This window comes from Rhodococcus sp. DN22 (assembly GCF_036669995.1).
Taxonomy (GTDB): domain Bacteria; phylum Actinomycetota; class Actinomycetes; order Mycobacteriales; family Mycobacteriaceae; genus Rhodococcus_F; species Rhodococcus_F erythropolis.
On record NZ_CP133326.1, the window covers coordinates 1,338,727 to 1,362,136 of the forward strand.

General features: G+C 59.5%; 20 protein-coding genes and 1 pseudogene. 7 read left to right on the forward strand and 14 right to left on the reverse strand.

Annotated elements, in window-relative coordinates; genetic code table 11:
- Window positions 1–374: 374 nt before the first annotated feature.
- On the reverse strand, window positions 375–977 hold the full coding sequence (locus tag RA302_RS06110) for a hypothetical protein (RefSeq protein WP_166501947.1): 603 nt from the start codon (window positions 975–977) through the stop codon (window positions 375–377).
- A 23-nt stretch (window positions 978–1,000) separates the two neighbouring features.
- Window positions 1,001–1,450 (reverse strand): helix-turn-helix domain-containing protein, encoded by a 450-nt coding sequence (locus RA302_RS06115; protein ID WP_046379802.1) that lies wholly within the window; start codon window positions 1,448–1,450, stop codon window positions 1,001–1,003.
- 126 nt (window positions 1,451–1,576) lie between these two features.
- Here RA302_RS06115 and RA302_RS06120 point away from each other — a divergent pair.
- A pseudogene (locus RA302_RS06120) lies at window positions 1,577–2,731 on the forward strand (MFS transporter); the annotation flags it as partial.
- Between the two features lie 9 nt (window positions 2,732–2,740).
- Here RA302_RS06120 and RA302_RS06125 read toward each other — a convergent pair.
- From RA302_RS06125 to RA302_RS06145, 5 genes are all read right to left on the reverse strand, one after another.
- Window positions 2,741–3,991: an amidohydrolase gene (locus RA302_RS06125; RefSeq protein WP_142005992.1), complete on the reverse strand. Its 1,251-nt coding sequence runs from the start codon at window positions 3,989–3,991 to the stop codon at window positions 2,741–2,743.
- A gap of 98 nt (window positions 3,992–4,089) precedes the next feature.
- Window positions 4,090–4,512 (reverse strand): hypothetical protein, encoded by a 423-nt coding sequence (locus RA302_RS06130; protein WP_041814715.1) that lies wholly within the window; start codon window positions 4,510–4,512, stop codon window positions 4,090–4,092.
- Between the two features lie 164 nt (window positions 4,513–4,676).
- Entirely contained in the window at window positions 4,677–6,071 is a 1,395-nt protein-coding gene (locus RA302_RS06135) for an FAD-binding oxidoreductase (RefSeq protein ID WP_338479746.1), read from the reverse strand.
- Window positions 6,072–6,193: 122 nt separating this feature from the next.
- A complete protein-coding gene (locus tag RA302_RS06140; protein ID WP_019747508.1) occupies window positions 6,194–6,742 on the reverse strand; it encodes a hypothetical protein in 549 nt (182 codons plus the stop codon).
- A gap of 64 nt (window positions 6,743–6,806) precedes the next feature.
- Complete coding sequence (locus tag RA302_RS06145; RefSeq protein WP_051720826.1) at window positions 6,807–7,265, reverse strand: hypothetical protein; 459 nt, start codon at window positions 7,263–7,265, stop codon at window positions 6,807–6,809.
- A 187-nt stretch (window positions 7,266–7,452) separates the two neighbouring features.
- Between RA302_RS06145 and RA302_RS06150 the strand changes: the two genes are divergently transcribed.
- The 4 genes from RA302_RS06150 (at window position 7,453) to RA302_RS06165 (ending at window position 12,075) form a co-directional block, all read left to right on the forward strand.
- Window positions 7,453–9,150, forward strand: coding sequence for a 3-ketosteroid-delta-1-dehydrogenase (locus tag RA302_RS06150; protein WP_020906521.1), 1,698 nt, complete (start codon window positions 7,453–7,455; stop codon window positions 9,148–9,150).
- Window positions 9,151–9,848: 698 nt separating this feature from the next.
- Window positions 9,849–10,655, forward strand: coding sequence for a peptidoglycan DD-metalloendopeptidase family protein (locus tag RA302_RS06155; RefSeq protein WP_338479747.1), 807 nt, complete (start codon window positions 9,849–9,851; stop codon window positions 10,653–10,655).
- Window positions 10,656–10,898: 243 nt separating this feature from the next.
- Complete coding sequence (locus tag RA302_RS06160) at window positions 10,899–11,660, forward strand: pentapeptide repeat-containing protein (RefSeq protein WP_338479749.1); 762 nt, start codon at window positions 10,899–10,901, stop codon at window positions 11,658–11,660.
- 13 nt (window positions 11,661–11,673) lie between these two features.
- Window positions 11,674–12,075, forward strand: coding sequence for a hypothetical protein (locus RA302_RS06165; RefSeq protein WP_060938284.1), 402 nt, complete (start codon window positions 11,674–11,676; stop codon window positions 12,073–12,075).
- A gap of 59 nt (window positions 12,076–12,134) precedes the next feature.
- Here RA302_RS06165 and RA302_RS06170 read toward each other — a convergent pair whose 3' ends face one another.
- The 4 genes from RA302_RS06170 to RA302_RS06185 form a co-directional block, all read right to left on the reverse strand.
- Window positions 12,135–12,683 carry an HtaA domain-containing protein gene (locus tag RA302_RS06170; RefSeq protein WP_046378083.1) on the reverse strand — a complete coding sequence of 183 codons (549 nt, stop codon included), beginning with the start codon at window positions 12,681–12,683 and terminating at the stop codon, window positions 12,135–12,137.
- Between the two features lie 76 nt (window positions 12,684–12,759).
- Window positions 12,760–13,392 carry a TetR/AcrR family transcriptional regulator gene (locus RA302_RS06175; protein ID WP_024488222.1) on the reverse strand — a complete coding sequence of 211 codons (633 nt, stop codon included), beginning with the start codon at window positions 13,390–13,392 and terminating at the stop codon, window positions 12,760–12,762.
- A gap of 131 nt (window positions 13,393–13,523) precedes the next feature.
- Complete coding sequence (locus RA302_RS06180; protein WP_049941038.1) at window positions 13,524–14,996, reverse strand: MFS transporter; 1,473 nt, start codon at window positions 14,994–14,996, stop codon at window positions 13,524–13,526.
- Window positions 14,997–15,964: 968 nt separating this feature from the next.
- Window positions 15,965–17,629: a hypothetical protein gene (locus tag RA302_RS06185; protein ID WP_338479754.1), complete on the reverse strand. Its 1,665-nt coding sequence runs from the start codon at window positions 17,627–17,629 to the stop codon at window positions 15,965–15,967.
- 182 nt (window positions 17,630–17,811) lie between these two features.
- Here RA302_RS06185 and RA302_RS06190 point away from each other — a divergent pair, with 182 nt between their 5' ends.
- A complete protein-coding gene (locus tag RA302_RS06190; protein ID WP_031331749.1) occupies window positions 17,812–18,429 on the forward strand; it encodes a hypothetical protein in 618 nt (205 codons plus the stop codon).
- 228 nt (window positions 18,430–18,657) lie between these two features.
- Window positions 18,658–19,149 carry an FBP domain-containing protein gene (locus tag RA302_RS06195; protein ID WP_019747493.1) on the forward strand — a complete coding sequence of 164 codons (492 nt, stop codon included), beginning with the start codon at window positions 18,658–18,660 and terminating at the stop codon, window positions 19,147–19,149.
- Between the two features lie 142 nt (window positions 19,150–19,291).
- Here the strand turns inward: RA302_RS06195 and RA302_RS06200 are convergent, their stop codons facing one another.
- The 3 genes from RA302_RS06200 to RA302_RS06210 are packed head-to-tail and all read right to left on the reverse strand — an operon-like array spanning window position 19,292 to window position 21,323.
- Complete coding sequence (locus tag RA302_RS06200) at window positions 19,292–20,032, reverse strand: hypothetical protein (protein WP_020968708.1); 741 nt, start codon at window positions 20,030–20,032, stop codon at window positions 19,292–19,294.
- The gene (locus RA302_RS06205) at window positions 20,029–20,964 is read right to left on the reverse strand and encodes an ABC transporter ATP-binding protein (RefSeq protein WP_020968709.1); all 936 of its coding nucleotides are present in this window, start codon (window positions 20,962–20,964) and stop codon (window positions 20,029–20,031) included. Before RA302_RS06205 ends, RA302_RS06200 begins: the two co-directional genes overlap by 4 nt.
- Window positions 20,961–21,323 carry a GntR family transcriptional regulator gene (locus RA302_RS06210; RefSeq protein ID WP_019747490.1) on the reverse strand — a complete coding sequence of 121 codons (363 nt, stop codon included), beginning with the start codon at window positions 21,321–21,323 and terminating at the stop codon, window positions 20,961–20,963. Before RA302_RS06210 ends, RA302_RS06205 begins: the two co-directional genes overlap by 4 nt.
- Window positions 21,324–23,410 lie beyond the last annotated feature (2,087 nt).

A 23,410-nucleotide genomic window follows, 5' to 3' on the forward strand; every position in this document is an offset into this window, starting at 1 on the left:
GAGACGCCGAGAAAAAGGAAGAAACCCTATGGTTTGGAACTAGTTGAATCTGTAACTTAAGGCGTTGTTGCAGTTCAGTGACGGTGATGATTTATCACGATTTCCCGTGATAAATCGGATAATGCCGTGAGTCACAGACTTGTGTGCACTTCCGCGTGATGTCCGAAGCATATTATGATCCGCATGCGTCAAAGGGTTGGCACGGAAGCGATAAGGCTTCTGTCTCATATTTTTCGAGGATCTCGTGGAGGTTCGGCAATCAGGCAATTAGGCGATCGTGTATCTGGAATCGATTTTCTTGTTAATGAATTTCAAGACGTGTTAGGTTCGCTTATCGAATTCTTTACTCGTTGGATGGATGATCCGGCAATGATTCATTCTCGTCGCGACCACTTGCCGCGCAGAAGCATCAGTGCGGTAAGGGTGAGGCCCCATCCGATCGTGGACAGTGCGACGCCGACGCCTGCCTGTCCGGTGACATCAGTACTGGCGTCGATACTGAATGCTGTGGTGAATCCCGCAGCCGTGCCGGCAGCTGCAGTCAGGCCGCCTGCCTTCATCCATCGCGACCGATGTGCGGAAACGAAACACGCGAGGATCACCGTTAATCCGCAGGCAAACACCTGCCAGGGAGGAAACTGCGTCGGGGCAGGCAGGCCGGGGCCGCGGAATCCGCCTTTGTAGTCGGCTGACCAGCTGAGCCAGCCCACACAAGACAGAAGGCCCAGCGCAAAGGCCAACAGGCCGGTACGCCACAGTCCGAGTGGGCCCGATCCCGTGCGCCCGGCGTCGAGGGCGGTCGTGGAGTGCTCCACGCCAGTTCGTTCCGAACGCCAGATTGTCCAGATGATGCTTGCGCCGATAGTTGTGGGTACGCCGACGAAGATGAATGCAATCCAGAGAAACTGCGGCCAGGAAAACTCGAGATCGACAGTCATGATCGGAGTATGCGCGAACTTCGAATCCTGTGCGCCCATCTACCGATCTGGCGAGTTGCGGGTCAACCTTCCTCGACCTTCTCCACATGTGTACTTGCCGGGTCCAGGTCGATATTCCGTGCGTTGATCAGTCGAAGCCTGGGCACCGGATCGCCCGTGGTGTCGTCGATCAAGATCGAGTGTGGCTCACCGTCATCGAAGGCGTGGCGCTCTCCCCATTGCCGCAGGCTCGTGATCACGATGAACAGATCCATACCGCGTCCGGTCAGGATGTACTCGTTGCGGGTCCCTTGTTCGTTCGGTCGGACTTCGAAAATTCCTTGCTCGACAAGGGTTTTCAGCCTGTCCGTCAAGATATTCTTTGCGATGCCCAGGTTTCGCTGAAACTGACTGAATCTCGACGACCCGTCGAAGGCGTCTCGCACGATCAACAGCGACCATCTGTCGCCGATGATGTCGGCCGCTCGGGCTGTCGGGCAGTGCGGGTCCGTCCATTGTGTGCGATCAGGCATCGGGTCCTCGTTGGTTGCGTTTTGAAACTGTATTGACGTAGCCTCCAAATGGTATCAAAACGCAACCAAATTGAGGTGGAAGTGACTGCACGTCATGCTGTCGAGAACGCACGGGACAAGTTCAAAATGCCTCGTGGACTTCGCCTGTTGCTCGCGGTGCTCTGCGGGGTCTCGGTAGCCAATATCTACTACGCACAGCCGCTCCTCGGGCAAATCGGTTCAGATCTTTCCATTGCTCCGGCCGGCCTCGGCTTCGTCGTGGCACTCGCCCAACTCGGTTACGTGGTGGGGTTGATCGTGTTGGTGCCACTGAGCGATCTCGTGAATCGCAAGAAATTGATCGCAATCCAGATCGTCTCTGCTGCAACAGGAACGATGCTTGTTGCTCTGGCAGCCACGAATCTGCAACTGCTGATCGGGATGGCCGTCGCAGGCACCTTCTCGGTCGTCGTTCAAGTCGTAGTCGCCTACGCTGCGGCAATCAGCGACCCAGATGAGCGCGGCGCAAACATCGGTGTGATCACCAGCGGCGTTGTCGTCGGCATCATCCTCGCTCGAACTGTCGCCGGCGCAGTTGCGGATCTGGCAGGCTGGCGGGTGGTCTACGCCGGATCCACCTTGATTTCGGTCCTCATCGCGGCGCTCGCGTTGACGATGCTGCCGAAAGACCTTCGTTCGCACTCGGATCGGGGTTCGTACGCGCGTGCCATGGGATCGGTCGTGACATTGACTCTTACGAACCGACTATTTCGCACGAGGGCTCTGATCACCCTGTTCCTGTTCGCGTCCTTCGGTGCGCTCTGGAGCGGTATGGCATTACCACTGAGCGAGGAGCCGTGGCGATTGTCGACCACACAGATCGGGCTCTTCGGAATCGCCGGATTGGTCGGAGCATTGGGCGCGGTCGGTGCCGGACGTTGGGCCGATCAAGGCAAAGCGCAACGCGTCACCGGGGCGTCGCTGGTCGTTCTCTTGCTGTCGTGGGTTTTCAACGCGCAGGCGACGCACTCGCTGGTGTTACTCGTAGTCGGTGTTGTTGCGTTGGACTTCGCCGTGCAGGCTGTTCATGTCTCGAGCCAGAACCTGATCGTCGCGGATGAACCGGAATCGGCCGGGCGGACCATCGGTAGTTACATGGTGTTCTATTCGTTGGGCAGCGCGGCTGGAGCGGTTTCCACCACTATGGTTTTCGACGCGGCAGGGTGGGGCGCTGCAAGTATTCTCGGCGGCGCCTATGCGTTTGCAGCCTTGATCGTATGGACGGTCGATCGATTGCGGACCCGCAACACCCTAGGGAGTTGGGAGCCACGTCCTGGCCGCGACGACCAAGGCGTTCACACCGATGGTCAGGGTCGGCTCGATCACGGGAGCGTAGTGCGGGGAGTGGTTCGACGGCACGGTTCGCAAAGCCGGATCGGTCATGTCACCTGTCGTGAACAGTGAAGGGTCGGTACCGCCCAACAACCAGTATGAGAGTGGCGCACCGGCACTGGTCGCGAGAATGCCGACGTCTTCACTACCTGCTCCTGCGCCGGGATCGAGAATCTTGTTCGTCCCCAACCATTCGGCAAACGCATCAAGTGTCTTGTCCAGCGCCGCCGGGTCATTGACGACGATCGGAAAGTGCTCCGTCTCGGTGATGGTCGGTGGGGTGGGTGCGCCGGCGGTGGCCGCTTCGCCCTGGACGATGCGGTCGACGCTGTCCAGGATGCGCTGACGCACAACTGCGTCGTAGCTGCGGATGTTGAGTTGCAGTTCTGCTTCGCCGGGAATGACGTTGGCGGCATCTCCAGCATGGATGGAGCCGACGGTGAGGACAGCTGTTGCAGTACTCGGGACCTCGCGTGAGATGACAGTTTGCAAACGCAACACGGTTTCGGCCGCCATGACCACGGGATCGACCGAGTTCTCCGGCATAGATCCGTGGGCGCCCTTTCCGACCAGTCTCACACGAAGTGAGTCCGATCCCGCATACGAGGGGCCGGCGTGCCCGGCGATCGTGCCTGCCGGTAGCGGCGATACGTGTTGGCCGAGAACGATGTCGGGCTTCGGGAATCGCTCGAACAGTCCGTCGTCGACCATGGCTTGCGCACCCGCGCCAAGTTCCTCCGCCGGTTGGAAGACGAGGACAAGAGTGCCGGACCAGGTCGTCGTGTCCTGCGAGAGGATCCGGGCTGCACCGAGTAAGCAGGTCGTATGCAGGTCATGGCCGCACGCGTGGCTGACCGAGACGGTCTTCCCCTGGTCGTCGGTCGTTGTCACGGTGCTGGCGTAGTCCAATCCGGTTTCTTCCCGAACCGGGAGGGCGTCCATGTCCGCACGCAGCAGCGCTGTGGGGCCCGCTCCGTTCTTCAGGACTCCGACGACTCCGGTTGTCCCGACGCCGGTAGTCGTGTCGAATCCCAGTGCTGTCAAATGTCCTTCCACCAGACTGGATGTTCGATGCTCGTGAAATCCAAGTTCCGGGTTGCCGTGGAGGTCTTTGTACAGGTCGATCAAATCCAGATCCACTGCGATCGTTGCGTGCACTGACGAGGTCATGAGAGTCCTCTCGGTAGCGTCTTTTCAGGCTAACCGGGATGACGGGTCGGTAAACAGGACCTTAGGCCCCACCGCGTCCGCGATGCGGAGTTCTGGTGCTACGGCACGTAGAACGATGCGACACCTGGGGTGATGATGGATCCGGCCACAGACATCACGGCGACAGCGACTTGACCGGTCCCGGTCTGCACGATCGCCCCTGCCGGGACTCCGTTCAGGCCGTCCGAGAGACGAGCGGAGCCGGAGGCCCCGGTCGAAAGGTTCAGCCAGCGCACTTCGGATGAGAGCAGGCATCCCCAGCGGTCTTCCTTGCCTCCGGTGATCGTCACCGTGCCGGGTAGTTCGCCGACTACAGCTACGCAGCGGACTGCCGGCGCGTCGAAGCTGCCGTTCGGGTTGCCGTACGGCGCAGGGTTGATCTGGAATGGAATGGTCACCGCAGCGGATGCGAGCGCTACCGACGTCAGAGCCGACGTGATCACGACGGATGTGCAGACGCTCAGTCGGCGAACGAGATTCATCACGGAGGCCTCCAGCCATATCCAGGCGATTTGCTTATTCCCCGACATAACGTCTTGGTCGTAACTTCCCTTCTTGCACCGCCGCATTGAAGACGACAGCCTCACCATATCCGGTTGCACAGGAGAATTCAGGTACTCGTCGCTATTCGATACCTGTAGCGGCCTCAGATGCCGTCCGTCGAACCGCTCGAGGGGATCAGAACGCGCGGATTCAAGATGTTGTTGGGGTCGACAGCGTTCTTGATGGTCCTGTTCAGTTTGCTGACGACGGGATCGAGCGAGTTCGACAAGCGATCTCGCTTATCTTGTCCTACACCATATTCTGTTGCTGCGAATCCGCCCAGAGTGCTCACGAGTTGATAGATTTCTTGTCGCGCCGCGGAGGCGGATTCAGCGGCGGCCACGTCTCCGATGGGGTAGTTGAGGACTGGGTGCGTGAGCTCGTCGGCTGCGTGGGTGTAGCTGACGATGGTGGTGCTGTAGCGCTTCGCGATGTCGGCTATACCGTCGGTGAGCTCGGGGAGTCTGTCGATGGGTACCGCGACGTCGTCGCCGATGACCACACCTTTCCGCTCGAAGGCTTCGTAAACGGCATAGCGGGGGCGGATGAACAGTTCGCCTTCGTGAGGGTCGTCGGTAGCGTATGTAGCTGTGGCTCGATGCTTTTCGCAGAGAGTGCTCATCAATTTCATCTCTGTCTCTGCGCCGTTACCGGCGTCGGATCGCCCGATCAGGAGTGCTCCCGCATCGGTGTCCAGTTCCATGTTGAGGAATTCTTCCGCCACCTTGATGGCTGCGTTGTCGAGGATTTCGAGTTCTGAAGGGCGTATTGAACTTGTGATATCTCGGGCAGCGGCAACTGCGTCGGCCATGAGTGGAAAGAAGGCCACCAATGTGTGGGGAGTCGGAGGCTGAGGGATGAGTCGCAGCGACAGTTCGGTTATCACACCGAGCGTTCCTTCACTGCCGACGAATAGCTTGGTCAATGCAAGCCCTGGGGTGTCTTTGATCCGTTTTCCGCCCAGTTCGGCGACGGATCCATCAGGCAGCACAACCGTCATACCCAGGATGTAATCACTGGTGACGCCGTATTTTATGCAGCACGGTCCGCCTGCGTTGGTGGCGGCATTACCGCCGATGGAACAGATTTCATAAGACGACGGGTCTGGTGGATAGTACAAACCTTCGCGTGCGGCAACAGCCTTGACGTCATTGGTGATTGCCCCTGGTTCGACGATCGCGGTTCGTGACGAGACGTCCACTCGAATAGATTTCATTCGCTCGAGGCTGAGGGTGATAGCGCCGTCGACGGCGGTGGATCCGCCGACGACGCTCGTGCCGGCGCCCCGTGGAATGACCGGGACATTGTGACTGTTGGCGAAGCGCAAGGTCTCCTGGACATCTGCCGTCGTCGAAGCACGTACGACGGCGATCGGAGTGCCGGCTGCGGGATCGAAACTCCAGTCCTGACGATAGGACTGGAGTAGATCTGGATCTGTGATCATCGCACCCGGCGACAATCGCTGGGCGAGCGTGTTCAAAGCGTCGACATTGACCATGATCTGGCTTCAGCCTTCCGATCCGAGATGTGAAACTCATTGTGTCCAAGGCATGTCCGTGGACCTAAGAGTTGAAAGTTAGTATCTCGAGTGCGGTTGAGATCCACCGAATGTGGCGTACGTCATATGTTGCTGAGGTCGGTCAGTACCTGATCGAAGGCACCGGTACGTCCAGGTGTCACTACCTTCTGAAACAGTGTCAGGACACATTCGTCAAGGGTGTCCGTTGCTGTGAGGGTTCTTCTGGTGACGATACTTCTACCGGACCATCGCCCACGTTCCATGTGAGCCAATGCGATTCCGTCACGTCGGGCTGTTGCCTTTCGGCCCGATGAATGAACGAAGAGGTATCTTCTGCCCGCGATATCGACTTCGCACAGCTTGTTCTTGCGGCGCATGGCCTTGGGTCTCTGGTCGATCAGAGTCCCGATCGTTCCGTCGGACAATCGAAGTGATGCAGGTCGGCCCTTGCGGAATGCGAGCCTTGGTCGATCCTGCTCGGCTGTTGACGATTTCCTCTTCCGCCCGCCGGAAACGCTCTCCAATTCGTCGTCGGGTGCGGGAATCAGTTCGCCTTGGACGCTCCCCGACGGATCGAATATCGATACGGCCGAACCACCTTCGGCAAGGTTCACGAACCAGCCGGTCTCTGTAGGGGTGTTCCATTTCATGTAGATGATTATTCTTCATCGGTGCCGAGGAACATCAGCAGATAGTCCGAGACGAGGATCGCGGTCAGGATTCGACAGTCACCTCGACGACGCCATCGTCGCCGTTGAAACGAACCGCCGGCCAGTACCCGTCCATGAAATGCAAACCGCACGAGTCTGTCAGACCAAGGACGACGTGGTTGTCGGGAAAGACCTCGACGGACTCGAGCACCAAATCGCGCAGTGCATCGATCACTTCGCCTCGTGACGGAGCTTCTTCGCTGAATTCGTTGACAATCGCTTCGACAGCCAGACGATGAAGAGCCTCGTGCTGGTCGAAGACGTGGCGTAGGCGGGGAAGCATGCCGCGTACGGCGTCAGGCTCGAGTGAGTGGGCGATAAATCCGACGGCTCGCCCGTCGAGGTTGCAGGTCAGGCTGTAGTAGTCGTCGTCCAATCGCTCACCGTCGGACAAGATGTAGTGCCCGCGGACAAGGGTGCCGAGCGCTTCGTCAGTGATGCCGAAGCCGGAGTCTGTCGTCACGAGAGCAGCCTAAAGGTCGACGAGGGCAAGGCGTAGTTCTGCTGAGACGGCCACAACGTCCGAACCGTGGCAGGAGCTGTTTTTCGCCAATCCACTCGCAATGTCCCGCTGACTGGGCATCCGGAACCTTCTGCGCCGCGACTGCCTTAGCGTTCTACGTCGATAACCACGTGAAGGGATTTGTTCAATGGCTAAGAATCAGGCACCCCCCGCGACACAAGCCAAGGACATCGTTGTCGATCTACTGGTGATCGGGTCCGGTACCGGCATGGCTGCCGCCCTCACCGCGAACGAACTCGGCTTGTCCACGCTGATCGTGGAGAAGACGCAGTACGTCGGCGGTTCGACGGCGCGGTCCGGTGGTGCGTTCTGGATGCCTGCCAACCCGATCTTGGCGAAAGCCGGTGCGGGCGACACCGTTGAGCGAGCGAAGACATACGTGCGTTCGGTGGTCGGTGATACTGCCCCTGCCCAACGAGGAGAAGCATTCGTCGACAACGGTGCGGCCACTGTCGACATGCTCTACCGCACGACGCCCATGAAGTTCTTCTGGGCCAAGGAATACTCCGATTACCACCCCGAACTGCCGGGCGGTAGCGCCGCCGGACGTACCTGCGAGTGCCTGCCGTTCGACGCGTCGGTACTGGGAGCGGAACGCGGTCGCCTGCGCCCAGGTTTGATGGAAGCCGGACTGCCGATGCCGGTGACGGGTGCGGATTACAAGTGGATGAACCTGATGGTGAAGAAGCCGAGCAAGGCTTTTCCCCGCATCATCCGCCGCCTGGCGCAAGGCGTTTACGGCAAGTACGTCCTCAAGCGTGAATACATCGCGGGCGGTCAGGCGCTCGCCGCCGGACTGTTCGCCGGTGTGGTCCAGGCCGGTATCCCGGTGTGGACGGAAACATCGTTGGTTCGGCTCATCACCGAAGACGGCCGCGTAACGGGTGCAGTTGTGGTGCAAGACGGACGTGAAGTGACGGTGACCGCTCGGCGCGGTGTCGTCCTGGCAGCCGGCGGGTTCGACCACAACATGGAGTGGCGCCACAAGTACCAGTCGGAGAGCCTCGGTGAGCATGAGAGCCTGGGCGCAGAGGGCAACACCGGCGAAGCGATCGAGGCAGCACAAGAGCTCGGTGCAGGTATCGGATCGATGGATCAGTCCTGGTGGTTCCCCGCGGTGGCAAGCATCAAGGGCCGCCCGCCGATGGTGATGCTCGCAGAGCGTGCGCTGCCCGGCTCTTTCATCGTCGACCAGACCGGTCGTCGATTCGTGAACGAGGCGACGGACTACATGTCGTTCGGCCAGCGCGTGCTCGAACGGGAAAAGGCTGGCGATCCGGCCGAGTCGATGTGGTTTGTTTTCGACCAGGAGTACCGCAACAGCTACGTGTTCGCAGGCGGTATCTTCCCCCGTCAGCCCCTTCCGCAGGCATTCTTCGAGTCCGGCATCGCGCACCAGGCGAGCAGTCCGGCCGAACTCGCCCGCAAGGTCGGTCTCCCCGAGGATGCGTTTGCCGAGTCCTTCCAGAAGTTCAACGAGGCCGCTGCTGCAGGTAGCGATGCGGAGTTCGGTCGCGGCGGCAGCGCATACGATCGGTACTACGGCGACCCGACAGTGTCTCCGAACCCGAATCTGCGCCAGCTCGACAAGAGCGCCCTCTATGCGGTGAAGATGACGCTCAGCGACCTGGGCACCTGCGGCGGTGTGCAGGCGGACGAGCATGCACGCGTGCTTCGTGAGGACGGCAGCGTCATCGACGGCCTGTACGCGATCGGCAATACCGCGGCCAACGCATTCGGTCACACCTACCCAGGCGCCGGCGCGACGATCGGCCAGGGGCTGGTTTACGGATACATCGCGGCCCATCACGCAGCAGAGAAGTAGCTCAAACCGTAGATGCACTAGCTAGTAGATCGACCTGACGGGAGATCAGCGCGCGTTTCCGATGCCGGAACGTGCACTGGTCTCCCGTTCGGCGTGTAGCAGCAATGCCAGCTGTATGTCCCATCTCGGTAACGCTGACGTGCCGGGTGACCGAGGCGCGGTATCGTCTCCAGAAGTGATGTGAGGCACTGATTTTTTCACCAGATGCCGTGGAATGAAGTGGCGCCTGATATCGACCGGTCGGGTCGAAAGCGCGAAAACAGGTACGTACCCAGGTAATTCAACCGTGGCGTGGAGCGTCGTGAAGCGACAGCGTATGAGGTGATTCCTCATCCGCAACGCAAGGATCTCCATGTTCCACCCCATTTCCGACCATCCGGGTAGACACCCACCCTGTCGATCTTCGAACAAAATGCCCTCAGTTCGGTCCGGCATTCGTAGTCCTCGATCAACGATCGATTCAGGCACTGCCTCGATGTAGAACCCGTATCTCCTGTGCTGTCACCAGGAGATACAGACCTGCGGGTCTATGCGCGCGATCGCGTTCGAGAGTGGTCACCGTACTTCTCTCCATGGCGCAATCCGAAAATTTCACTCCAACGGAGTCTCGGTGCGATGCACCGCGTAGCTCAGCACGTTCTGAGTGCTGTCTGGCGGTAGAGCCTGCGCCGGCTCCGAGCACATCAGTCAAGGAAAATATGAGTAAGCACAGAAAACACAAGCCTTCCAGCACAAAACGATTCATCGCCGTAACTGCAGGACTGGGCGCCCTTGTGGGGGCCGGAGCAGTTGTCAATGCAGGTACCGCCGGTGCGCAGGGCTGGTCGGCGAGTTGCAGTTGGGAGTGGCCGGTAAGCGGATCACTTTCGCAGGGGTACCACGCGGGACATGACGGAGTCGACTTCGCTGTCAACGTCGGCACCGCGCTTCACGCGCCGACATCGGGCACGATTTCTGTTGCCGGACCCAATGATCCGGGTGGATACGGAACGTACATCCAGTTGGAAGCGGACAGTGGCGAGCAGATTCAGATGGGCCACCTCTCCGAAACCTGGGTCGGTGTGGGGCAGCACGTCGAGGTAGGCGACCAGATCGGGGCAACGGGTAACACCGGTAGCTCCACCGGTCCACATCTGCACCTCCGCATTCACAGTGGTGGCGCCGTCGATCCCATGTCCTTCCTGAGTTCGATCGGGGCGTGCGATACCGGGTCGAGTATCGTGCCCGCACCCGCGCCCGTGCCGGCACCGGAAGTAGCACCCGAATCCACACCGGAACCGGCACCAGTTCCCGTCGTCTACTCTGAGGCAGCCGAATCTGCACCGGTAGAGAGCATTCCGGAGTCGAAGGCTCCAGCGTCTGGCGAAGAGGTAGTCGTTGCGGCCGGTGATACATTGTTCGACCTCGCTGCAGAACGAGGTCTCACCTGGCAGCAGTTGTGGGACATCAATCCACAGATCGCCGATCCCGACCAGATCTTTGTGGGCGACGTAATCAATCTGTGAGAGTGGATAATTCGATACTGATCCTGGGATGAGTCAAAGATTCGTATACGACCGGTTCCAGTACCCGAGTTAACTCCGAGTTCCAGTTGGTGCGTGTGAGCGCTGCAGCCGGGCCGTGTATTTCACGGTCCGGCTGTTTGCGCGCTCCGAGAAGTGATTCCTACCGAAGTGCTGATGCGTGGCGGTTCGCTTCTTGGGCAGCCACGGCCAATCGCGGGGGATCTTGCCGATACTATTGAGCCCGTGAACCGGTCCGCGATCACCTCCCTACGTCGACGTTGGTCAGATGAGGGCGTCGACAATTTACGGGCGCAGCTGCTCGATCAGTCGCGGATCGTCAAGCCGCCCCACACTCTCGTCTCCCCATGGGCGGAGACCGATGGCGGGCTGATCGATGTGCGTGGCCTGACAGCGGGTAGCGGTGGATTGGACATCCGGTATCTCACGTTGGAACGGATTGATCTGAGTTTCGCTCGGGGTGCGATCTCCGCCTTCGAATCCGAATTATTCGACTGCCGTTTCGATTTCGTGGCACTGACCGGACAGCCCCGTTTCAATCGCCGATTCGAATGGTGCAGTTTCCGGGGTGCCACGCTCTCGCGTCTGGCGCTCGGACCGAGGGTGGTCGATTGCGATTTCACTGGAGCCAAAGCACGCGGGCTCCGCTCCGTGCCCAATACTGTGTTCGAACGATGTGCATTCGACGACACAGACCTGCCTGGTGCGCAGTTCGCCGATACCTCTTTCGTGGAGTGCACTTTCGGCGGCTCACGATTCTCGGCGGCCACGAGTTTTGTGCGGTGTTCCTTCACCCGGACCGCTGTCGAGTTCTCCGAGGCGCGAGTGTCGCGAACAACGGGTGACGGCGCCGCGATTCCGGATCAATGGGCAGGTGAGGTCGATTCCGCAGTCGCACTGGAGCGGTATGCCGGTCGATATGCCCGAGCACTCGGCGTGGGGGACACAGAGGGTATGGCCCTCGATCCTGAAATGGATGATTCGTAAAGGGGGCAGATCGATGACTCGCGGGGTCACGTTCAGAACAGTATTCGGTGGACCGTCGGTGCCGCTCGACTTCATCGAGGAATTGACACGGCTCAGACACCGGCTGAGGGGCATCGCGATGCAGTACGACTTCGATCTGTTTGTTGTCGTTGGTGGCGACATCACCGTGGTGACCGATCCGACCGGGATCCGGCTTCCACGTGTGTTTCTGGGCAGGCGTACCGCTACGGCGCAGGTACAGATGAACACTGACGACGTGATGGGGGTGTCCGACCCGCGTGCATTTCTGTACACGACGATCCATGCGGCACTGACGGAACTGATCGCGCGTGTCTCAGACCGCGACAACGACTTCGATGCGGACGGGGAGCGAGCGAAGATCGAGTTCTTGATCCCGGAAGACAGACGCGATTGACCCATTGGTATCGATCTGTGGGTATTGGCCCTAGACCGCCGATTGCAGTGCCGCGGCCGTCAGGGTGACGGTCGCTGTGGTCCGACCCCGACAGTCAACGGCGAAAGCTTCGCACCCGAAGGATAATTCGCGCCGAACATCATCGAACCTGCAGGGGTAACCCTGACCTCGGCGCACACGGTTGATGCTGGGCTCTCGACAACATCGAGGGTCGCAATCACGATGTGGTCCGAACCGTCGAGGGTGGTCCTGACGCTTAGTTGACCCTGTTTGTCGTTGATACGAACCTCGGGATCGGCAATGACGATGTCGAGAAGCCCGTCGTGGGCCCGGAGGTGAATCTCACCACGGTACTGGGAAATTCGCGCCCCATCGGGGTCGTGGCGATCGGCGACGAGTGGCCAGTGGAGTTCGTCACCTTGTTCGGCTAGGCCGTAAGCGTATGAAATCTCGCCCAGGGCTCGAACATATTGCAGTAAGGAATCTTTCACTGACCATCTCAGTGACGTGGCGGTAGTGTTCTCCGATATGTCCACTGTGGCTCGCTTCTTTCCTGTGGTACCGACCGTGTTCGATCGGTCCGACCAATCTTGTGCATTCAATTTCATTGTGCGGCAGTAACTTCGGCGATATGAACTAGTCGTTCGTTCAGTGGTGAGTCAGGACGATGAACCGTAGGCGCGACTACCTGTCAGCAGAACTGCTTTGAGATTTGACGCCCCCGAGGACTAGATCGACGACCGACTCGATATATTTATCGATTCCGGCTTCGAACTCTTTGAGTTTCGAATTCGGGGTCATCAAATAATGGTGTTCGATCGTTCCTGCGACGGCATCAAGTATCAGAGCTGGCGAAGTTCCCTTCGCTATCTCTCCGCGTTCAATCGCGCGGAAAATGATTTCGCGACCGCCGGTTATGCCTTCAGCGCGCACCCCAGCGATTTCGCCTTCGAATAGTTCTGGAAAGACTTTGGCGTCGATCATGGCCCGCATCCGTACTGTGCCATGGTTCCCGAACAACCGCTCTGCAGTTTCTTGGCCGACGGCCACCAGGTCCCCCCGCAGTGTTCCAGTATCCAAGTCACCGAGAGATCTTTGACTGAATCGCAACGCGGCTGACATTATCTGTTCTTTGGTTTGCCATCGCCGGTAGAGGGCGGCTTTTCCAACCTTGGCGTGTCGCGCAATGAGATCGAGATTCAATCTTGCCCACCCTAGATCCCCGTACAATTCCAGAGTGGTGGACAGAAGACGTGTTTCTATGTCGGGGTCGATGGGGCGGCCGCGCCCAGACGGTTGTGAGGCGGCGCGTGGCATGACTCCATCATGCCACGCACCACCTGGCGATCTCCTTAGGGCATCTCGTCAGTTCCGGTCTAGCCTGGTGTAGTTGCGAGGTTCAGTGTGCTCCCTTGTTCGGAACTGCGGCCAAAGGCTCTCGTTCCGAATCATGATGATTCTCGGACCGGAAGATTGATCATTTGCTCCGGAGTCTCTGGCTGGTAGGCCTTTCCGCCCAGTTTGTTGAGGAATGGGGCGAGAACAAAGATCAGAACGGAAACACCGATACAGATGGCCCAGATCGTTATGAAAGCACTCTCGCTAGGTATTTGCGACCCGCTGATCAGCATGCTGGACATGATTGCAGCGAACGTGGCGCCGGCGACGGCCCCAGCCATCGTTCGAGAGGTGTTGTACAGAGCGCCGGCGATTGCGGAGTCTTCTGGACGTGCACGAGAAACGATGAGGGCGGGGAGGAGTGCCGCGATAAAACCGACACCGATACCACCAATAGCACCCATCGAAATGAAAACGGATAGATTGTGTCGAAATGTAATCAGCCCAACGAACCAGATGGCAATCAAAAGGGAAGACATCTGTAGCGTGGTTCGATTTCCGAATCGTCGCGAAACGCTGTCGGCGAGGGACGACGAAATCATCAGGGCAATCGGCACCGGACTGATAGCAAACGCCACGCCCACTGAGTCGAGACCGAATCCGTACCCGACGGCTTCGGGTTTGGATGCGAAGAACAGTACTGAGACGGTGGCCGCTCCGTAAAATTGTAAGCCGAATAGTCCCGTCAATCCCATCAGAAATCCCACCCCGCCCTTGGTCAACAAGCTCACATCGACCAGTGGGGCGCTGATTCTCTGCTCGAGCGCGACGAAAGCGACAAGTAGCGCCAAGCCGCCACCAATCGCCATGAGCGTTGTTGCAGAAGTCCACCCCAGTTTGCTTCCGTTGCTGATCCCGACAAGGAAGATCGCGAGGCCGATGCCAAGCAGCGCTGCACCTGTCCAATCGATGGACCCAGCTGCACGGGTGGAGGTTTCGGGGACGAACAGCGCGATGGTGGCAAGGCTTACCAGTGCGAGTGCGGCGGGTACGAAGAGGACCAGAGTCAGGTCGGCGTTGGTGCCGAGCATTCCGACCAAAAGGGTTCCTGCCGCTCCTCCGGCGCCAAGGCACCCGACGAGAATTCCGATTGCGCGGCCTGAATTAGCTCCCGCTCGTTCTCGGAGAATTGCAAGTTCCAGCGGAAGTAGAGCTCCCAGGGATCCTTGAATTACCCTGCCCAACAGAAAGATTCCGAAGGACGGAGCTGCTGCTGTCAGGATCGTTCCGAGGGTTACGGAGCCAAGCACAATCAAAACCATGCGACGATGACCGTATCTGTCGCCCAGTTTGGCTAGCAATGGGACGAAAATTACGGTGGAGAGTAGGTATGACGCCAGGACCCAGTTGAGTTGTGCCGGGTTGACGTCGAGCCTCTGCCCGATTTTGGGAATGAGCGGTATATACCACGACTGCAACATTCCGCTGGTGACTTCCGAAAATGCGAGGAACCCAACCGCTGCTAGTCCTCCGGCCTGGAGAGGCGCAGTGGCAATACCCGACTGGACGTTCGGTGTGGTCAATGGAGCCCTCCGGCGATAAGCCCACTGCGGGTTCGGTTGTTGCGCATCAGTTCTCGGTTCCTTGTCTGCGGGAGATTTGGAGTCGACCGAATAAGAGACGACTATCGTCCGCTGAACAGTATTGAGTGTGTTGCCGATGTGTCAAGGCTCACAAAATTACTACTGGGTGGTAGCTAGACCGGGCGCTCGGACTCCGGTGCTCGGCAGGTGCGGCCGTGCGTGCGGACCTGCGCTCAGTGGCGTGTGGTCCGACGTCCGGACTTCACTTGTCGGCACAGTCAGCCTGCAGGGCTTGCTATTTCAGCGATGGTTCGCTCGACGGTGTGGGCGATTTCGCCGGCTGGAGGGAGAAGCTCGGCATCTGTCTGGATTCCGATCCAGAAGTTGTCGTTGCAACACGCCGCCGTGAAGCCGACGCGGGCATTGCCCGCCAACGGGCCAAGTGGCCAGCGCTAGACGAGCGCGGCCTCGAGCGTGAGCGGAAAGGTTGTTCCTGCCGCACGTGGAGACGGCTTGAGACCGAAGTTTGCTTCGCGACGATTGCGACGGCACGTTCCAGGTCTGTTTCTTGAAATGGGAGCTCGATGATCATGAATCCGACGGCGTTGCGTGCGTCACCGATCGCTGTGACGGAGACGGGGACCGGAACGGCGATCGTTTTCAGAATGGACTCGCCGCGATCTTCGAGGATGAATCGCAGTCCGGTGCCCGCTGCAACGAGGTAGGCATCGTTCAATGTGCCTCCCGCACTTTGCCAACCGGCACGACCGGAGCGGTCTGGGCGTTGACGGACGCGATAGATCTAGTGGTGCCGATTGTGCCTAGTAGTGGCCGTGATCGGATCGGCCGGTGTAGGAACGTCCTGATTCGAAATCGGAGGAGGTTCGAGAAACTGGCCTTTTGCGGGATGTGGTGTCGACCCTCTGCTGAGCTTATCGAGGCGACACGGTGGACGACGCTGGTTTCGGCTAGCGGATCACCAAGTCGTGGTCGGTGGCGCTGAGCGTGATCGCGGCAATGTGGTTTCCGCGCATCCAGTCCTGCACGAACGCGTCCAGAGCGGGGTTCGATGCCCGATCCGCGTACGCGTCCGACGGGATCTCGATTGCCCCGACGAGGTGGCGCGGATCGGCATCGAGGCCGGATGCGCGGGGAGTCATCCGTAGTCCGTCGGCGGTGTGCAGGACGACCGGAAGAACCGTGCCATCCGATGCAGTCACGGTCGCGGTCCGGGTGGTGGCGACCGGGTCGAAATGGTCCACGTCCAGTCGGTATCCGGACGGTTGTGCGTGCTGGCCGATCGCGTCGAGCATGCGCGGATCCACCACAGAGTACGGAAACCCGATGTCGATCAGAGTCTGACCGTCGATGGCGCCGTCGCGGGCGGGCAAGGTCGTGGACAAGTGCCAGGGGGCAGCGGGGGACAGGGTATCCGTCGACCGGTCTGTCGGCGCGTTTTCGATCAGTGTGCCGAGGAGGGACGCGCCGGTCGGCGTGAACTCCCAAGCATCCCCGACGAGATCCTTGTGCCAGAAACCGGATTCGGCGCCGCGGCGGCCCTCGACACGCAACTCCCGCCGGTTCGGGCCGGGGCCGAGTGAGTGCACACTGATCGCGGATGTGACTTCACCGGGAATCTTGGGCTGGTGCACCCAGTCCGGTGCCGGAAGTTGGATCGCTGCGGTGCTGCGGTCCAGCGTTTCGGCCACGAGGTTGGGTGCCGACGGCTTGTCCGACTGATCTTCCCAGGTGTAGCGGAAGAAGATCGAGTCCGATCCCGAAGAATCGAAATCAAATGTGCGGGTGTACATGTCGCCGTACTTGTTCATCACGAAAGTGGTTGATCCGGCCGCCGACAGCGAGTCCGCCTGGAATCGCCCGCCGAGGGGGCCGCCGATCTCGTAGCTGTCGTCGTTGGGCAGCCACGGGTCTGCGTAGGTTATTCGGCTGCCGTCCGCGGTCAGCGTGGGGATCATCGTCATCTTGGCGAGTCCGACGAAGTGAATCCGTCCCGCGATGTCGGTGAAAGTTTGATTGTCCCAAGGCGACGAGACGCTCAGCGCCCACCCGTTCGGCCGGTCTCCCGGAAGTTGTCGGCCTGGACCACTCCACAGGGGCGCACCCCACGCGGAAGTCCAGTTCCACACGAGCGGGTCCTGGGAGGCGTTGTCCATCGTGTAAATCCAGCCGTTGTCGTCGACTACGACGAGTTCGTCGTCGTCCAGTGATATCCCGACCAGTCGTCCACGTAGGCATTCGGGCATCGGCACGAAACGCCATGGCTCGGTCGTTGGTTCGCCGGGTGCCCGCGGACGAGCGAGTAAGTCGTGGTCGACCAGTGCAAAGTCCCAGAATCGATTGAATTGAGTTGTTGGCGTCCGAATCTCGATGGAAGAGGGGGTCGCCGTGCCGTTGAACAACGGAAGGTTTTCCAACCCGACTCGTCCGCCTCCCGAGGGTGCGCCGGGTGGCAGTTGGGCGGTTCCGAATGGTACGCAACTGGCCGGCCCGGTTTCGGTGGGCGTGGCTGCGGAGAGGGGAGTGGACCACAGCAGGCCGGCGGCGAAGAGGATGCCGACGGTCGACAGTCGCGATCGGTACGGGTGCGAAACTCCACTCGCGGTCTCGTTCACCGTCCGATTGTCGCATGATCGGCACGTTGAATCTGCGGATTGTGAGGTTTGTCCATCTGTGTCGGTTGCGCCGAGAGTGCCGATCGCTGCGTTGGTTGTTGTGAGTGGAACGAGAGTGCTTGTACTGCAAAGGTATTCGCCGTGTAGCTGAGTTTGCCATGACCTGCAGATACGGTGGGGTGATGAGAAGGCCGAAGTCGCTGGGTGAATGGTTGGTAGCTGACCCTCCGGAGTCGTCCAAGCCACCGGGGCCGATTCTTTTGGCATTCACCGTTGTTCCGCTTATTGCGTTGGTCTGCCGGCATTACGGGTGGTGGCCTTCGCCATTCGGTGACTTCAGGTGGTTCGATCCTCTCCTCGTCAGCGCTGCGGCTCTGCTCACCTTGATCGTTGTTGGTCTGGTGTGGGCGGTTCGTACGCTCTACGTTCTCGGCCAGGACCGACGGTGGTCGTGGTGGATCCTGCCCTCTCCGGTTGCCGTTATCGCCGCGGTCGCTGCGGTGTTGTTGATGCCGCCGGCAACTTTCCTCGACAAGAGCGGAGAGTTCGAGACCGTCGCGATTGCTCTCCTGGAGCAGCCTGGATCGACTGTGGAAGAGCTCGAGATCGGCCAGTTCGAGATCAGCAGTGCCCATGTCGTACGTCCCGATGAGGTCTACTTCATCGACAACGACAGCATGTTCACCACCACGAGTGGATGGGTGTACTCGCCCAGCGGCGCACCAACGGGGTTCGACGATTTCTCCGCAAAGCACCTCGGCGGACCTTGGTACGAGTTCACGGCGGTCTGGCGTGACTGATTCACCGCGCCATTTCACGCATGAAGTGCGTCGATAAATCGAGTGGCCCGTGTCGAGGACCTGTGGCTACCATCGGGGTGTGGACATCGTGATGCCCCATGGGCGTGAGGGGGTTGTCGGCGTCGTCTTCGCCGGCAGCAGATAGCGCATTTCGGACCCGACAGCACTAGGTGCTGGTCGGGCCATGAGCTGTACCCACCTTCACCGATCCACGATTGGCATACACCCATGATCATTTTGACCGATACATCTACCCGTTCCAGCCTCGTCAACGCGAGCCGTAAGGAGAAGACTGATCTCACGTTGCCGGATGGCTTCGACACCATCGACTTCGACGCTCTCGACTATCTGGGCTGGCGAGATCCCAAAATGGGCCGACGCGCCTACGCGATCGTCCCGACACTCGACGGGGAGATCATCGGAGTCTTGCTCGTTCAAGCGCAAGCCACTCCGCGGTCGCGTGCCCAGTGTTCCTGGTGCCGTGACACGCGCCTTCCCAACGAGGTCGTCTTCTACGGCGCCAAGTTGGCCGGGCCCGCTGGTCGACGTGGCAGCACAGTCGGAACACTGATCTGCCGAGACTTCCAGTGCTCGGCCAATGTTCGTAACGACCCCCCGCTCCCGTATGCCGGCTACGATGCCGCCGCTGCGCGCCAGGACCGGAAAGATGAACTGGTGCTGCGTGCTTCGAGTTTTGTCGAGCGAGTGGCTCGGCAGTAGAGGGGACCCCGGGGACGCGATATCCCTGTTGTGAAGTTCGGCCCCTCCCTGGGCTGAGGAAGGGGCCGAACTGCCTGGACGGTGTCGATCCGAGGGGCACTCGGACACGGTGCGACATCTGGCGTCGCACATGATTACTCGGTCAGGGCGTTGCTCGACGTAAAGTGACCCAGGCTCCGGCTATGCAGGCGATGGCCAGGGCCAATGGAAGTAGTGCCATCGGCACCACTCGGGAAGTATCGGCAAACCACGAACCGATCGCCGGCCACCAGCTGGCCCAGGTGATTACGATCGCTGACAGGCCGAGCACACCGAAGAGACCGGTGAGAGAGGCGAGCAGACCGGTGGTCCTCCATCGCTGGTAGATCGCACCTGTCAGCATTGCGATCGAACTGGTCAGCAGCAGCGTCGCGAACAGCGCGAGCAACTGAACGGCTGCGCTGTCGGTGAAATAGCGTGCGATGCCGAACATGCGCATGTGCACGCCCCAGCCGTTGGTGGCGGACTCCACCACTGACAGCAGTTGTAGGGCGATTGCGAAGATTGCGGACTGTGCCAACGCCATTATCGTGGTGGCAGTGAAGAACTCGCGGCGAGTCACGCTGAGTCCGAGTGCGAACGGGAACGTCTGGGTCATCGACTGGAGGTAGAACGCCAGCACGAAACCGTAAACGGAGAACACACTGCCGGTGAATCCCTCACCCTGCTCGTTTCCGACGATCGCGTAGATGGTGAAGCTGATGAGGAAAGAGATCAAAAGGATGCCCACCGGCCAGGCGATCAGCAACGGCCACGCGACCGTGTGCAGTTGGAGGACGGAACCGATCCTGGACCGGGTGGGCGCCTTCGGGACCGTCCGGGGCGCTGTCGTTGCGATGCTCATGCGGTGATCTCCTTGCGCTGCGTCGAAGTCGCGATGACAAGTTCCTGCAAAGATGCCGGTTCCACTTGGACTCCCGCCTCCCGCAGTCGGATTCGCTCGGTCTCGGTCACATCGGCCTGCAACATGATTCGGCTGTGGGAGCCTAGTGTCTCCCGGCGCAGGACCCTGCCGGACGCGGCAACAGCATCCACCGCATCAAGGGGGCCGGATACCACTACGGCGCGACCTCGCAGTGCGTCTGCGTCCTCGTCGACGACAATCCGGCCGCTGTCTACGACGATCACGTGCTCGAGCAGATTGGCTACCTCGTCGATAAGGTGAGTCGAAAGCACTACAGTGCGAGGATGTTCGGCATAATCGGCAAGCAGACGATCGTAGAAGAGTTGGCGTGCAACGGCATCGAGGCCGAGATACGGCTCGTCGAAGAGCGTGAGCGGTGCACGGGAGGCAAGTCCGATGATCACTCCCAACGCTGACCGCATGCCGCGCGAGAGCTTCTTCACCTTGCGGCACAGTGGAAGTTGGAAATCGTCGAGCAGTGTCTCGGCGAACGCGTGGTCCCAATTCGGGAGCAGATGGCCGGCGGCGACGAGTACATGCTTGACCTTGAGGTCCTCGGGGTACGTCTGGCTTTCCTTGACGAAGCACACGTTCGCCAAGACGTCGGCATTTTCGAAAGGGGCAGCGCCGAATACCTCGACATCGCCGCTGGTGTGCAGGTCCTGTCCGGTCAGTATCTGCATGATCGTGGTCTTGCCTGCGCCGTTACGTCCGAGCAGGCCGTAGATTTTGTTCTGGCCGATCTCGAACGAGACGTCCGAGAGCGCATCGACGTCCCCGTAGCTTCTGTTCACTGCTCGCATCGAGGCGACGAGTTCAGTTTCGTCGAAACGCCTGACGTGCGACTTGGTCGTTGTCGTGCTTGAGTTCATCGGTCCGCCTTCCTGTCGTCCAGCATGGATTTGAGTTCGTCGAGGGAAATCTGAAGGCGGTCGGCCTCCATGACCAACGGCTCGATGTATTGGCGCGCGAACGCTTCTCGTCGTCTGAACCTGAGTGCGTCGCGGGCGCCGACGGTGACGAACATTCCGATTCCCCGTTTCTTGTAGAGGAGCCCCTCGCCTACGAGTTGATTGAGGCCCTTGGCTGCCGTCGCCGGATTGATTCGGTGGAACGCCGCCAGTTCGTTGGTTGAGGGCACCTGCCCGTCTTCCGGCAGTGAGCCGTCGATGATCGAGCCTTCGATCTGCTCGGCGATCTGCTGGAACAGTGGTCGTCCGTCGTCGATCACGATGATCGACGCCCGGTGTTCACTGGTTCATTACTCATGTAATGAACCATAGAACGTCGTGGGGCATGTTGGCAATGAGATCGCGGAATCTGGCACCGATGCCTTGGGTCTCCGAGCGCTACCCATCGGGATATTCATCGCAGAGGCTGATGGAACAGCTTGGATGCAGACCAGCTACGACTTCCAGATCCCCGGGGCGCTGCGCACAGGCATTGAGCTTCTGCGGAACCGTGGAACCGCCGATCTAGGTGGTCGACCACGGGACGGGGCACCTTCGGGTGGCCGGTAGTTATCGCCTCAATGAATTCGGCCACCTCTTCGATGACGGCAACTATGTCGCGGGGGTCATTCTGCATGGGCGTTGTAGCTTGGGGAGTTTGCTATGCGTTGACGCAAACACCCGTCAGCATCGGCAGTTCGCCACCCAACGTGAAGCAGGCGAAACCGCAGCCTCGGCTTCGGGGCGTAACCCGGAGTCGTAGAACAGAAGCCGGACCGCACGCCGCGGCCGGGCCCCTTTCGTCAACCCAAAGACGGAATCGCATCCACCGCAAGTAGGGACTTAGCGCCCCGTTTTGGTGTTTCTGTACTGATTCGCAATCCCGATACGTACGCTTCCGACCAGGGAATCGGACACTCGACCAACAGGGGTATCTATGCCGAATGTGACAGTGAAGTTCGGGGGTTCAGACCCGGAAACAGCAGACCTCGCACGCCGGGCACTGCAACCAGTACTCGACAGCATCTACCGCACATACCGCAGGAAACCGCTCCCATTCGTCGAAGCCGCACTGAAACGCGCAGGCCGAGGGAGCTTCTCACAAGCAGGAATTGAACGATTCGCCAATTACATTTCAAGAGGCGACCGACCGATCCTCACCAAATAGTGCGGCCGCCCGTAATCAGGCCGAAGACCGAAGCGTTTCCACCGGCTACCTGGTCGACGACTAAATTTATCGGTGCCAACTAGGTACAGGTCCATCGTGGTCAACATCGGAGACAGCTCCCGCTCGCGTCCGAGATCGGTAGCTGCCTCAACGTGGCAAGGGCACTCGCGCCAGCAGACGTATTCGATCACCTGGAGCTGAGAATGCTGTTTGAGCAGATGCACATTAAATCGACCTCTGTGTGAATTCTGCTCACGGTGCATACTCGCGTGATCAAACCGGCGTCGCTGTGACATTTGGTTGCTGATCCTATTCGGGGCGGCCTCCACCGACTATTTGGGACCTGTCAAACACAATCTCCCCTTCCTGGACAGTTAGGGGAGATTGTGTTTGTGACCACCGCACGATCCACGCATCTGCTGATATGCAAGTTTCAGGCAGAGCTGAAACTGTCATCCACATGCGGTCGGCCGATCTTTTCTACAAGTCGGGTGCGGTTAGTGGCCCTGCGCCTTCTACTGAGAAGGGGATCGTGGAACCGTTCGCCATCGCCACGATCACGTTGACGATAGCAAAGAGGACGTTATTCATTTCAAATTCACCTCCTCTCTCCGTCTAGGGCCCGGCAGCATTCGCTACTGCATACAGGGCAGAGGTCCTGCTATCGAAATTGGGACCTGCAATGTAAGCGGGCGAGCCTGGACCGAATGAGGTGACTGTCCTGATATATCCGAGGCCATTCGAGGAGTTGTAGTCCACCAACCAAGGTCCACCAGAATCGCCTCCGCCAAAGTTGCCCGGTTTGGGAGTTGCGTGAGAAGCCGTAGCTCCGAACGTCATAACCAAGGAAGACGCTGCAGTGCTTGCGAGGAATAAGGTTTCGACTCTGGGCGCCTACGGCCTTCTATCGAATTGGGGCCAACCTGCCGGTTTTTAAGATCTTCGGGAGGTAGCGCGACGCTAATGTGACAGTCCTCCAAACTGGGGTATTTCTTCGAGCTTTATCCGGCTCTTTCGGATCCGGAGTGTATGAGTCGAACCACGGATGATCCGAGCAGGCACAAGATGTAGGTCGGTGAGGGTTTTTAATGTGCAGGCCGATGGTCGTGCATTGGGACTTACGGTTAGGGCTGTCCGATACTGAGGAAGAATACGTACTTGATGCTTTTCGAAGGTGATTTTTGACGGACTTGGGTATTT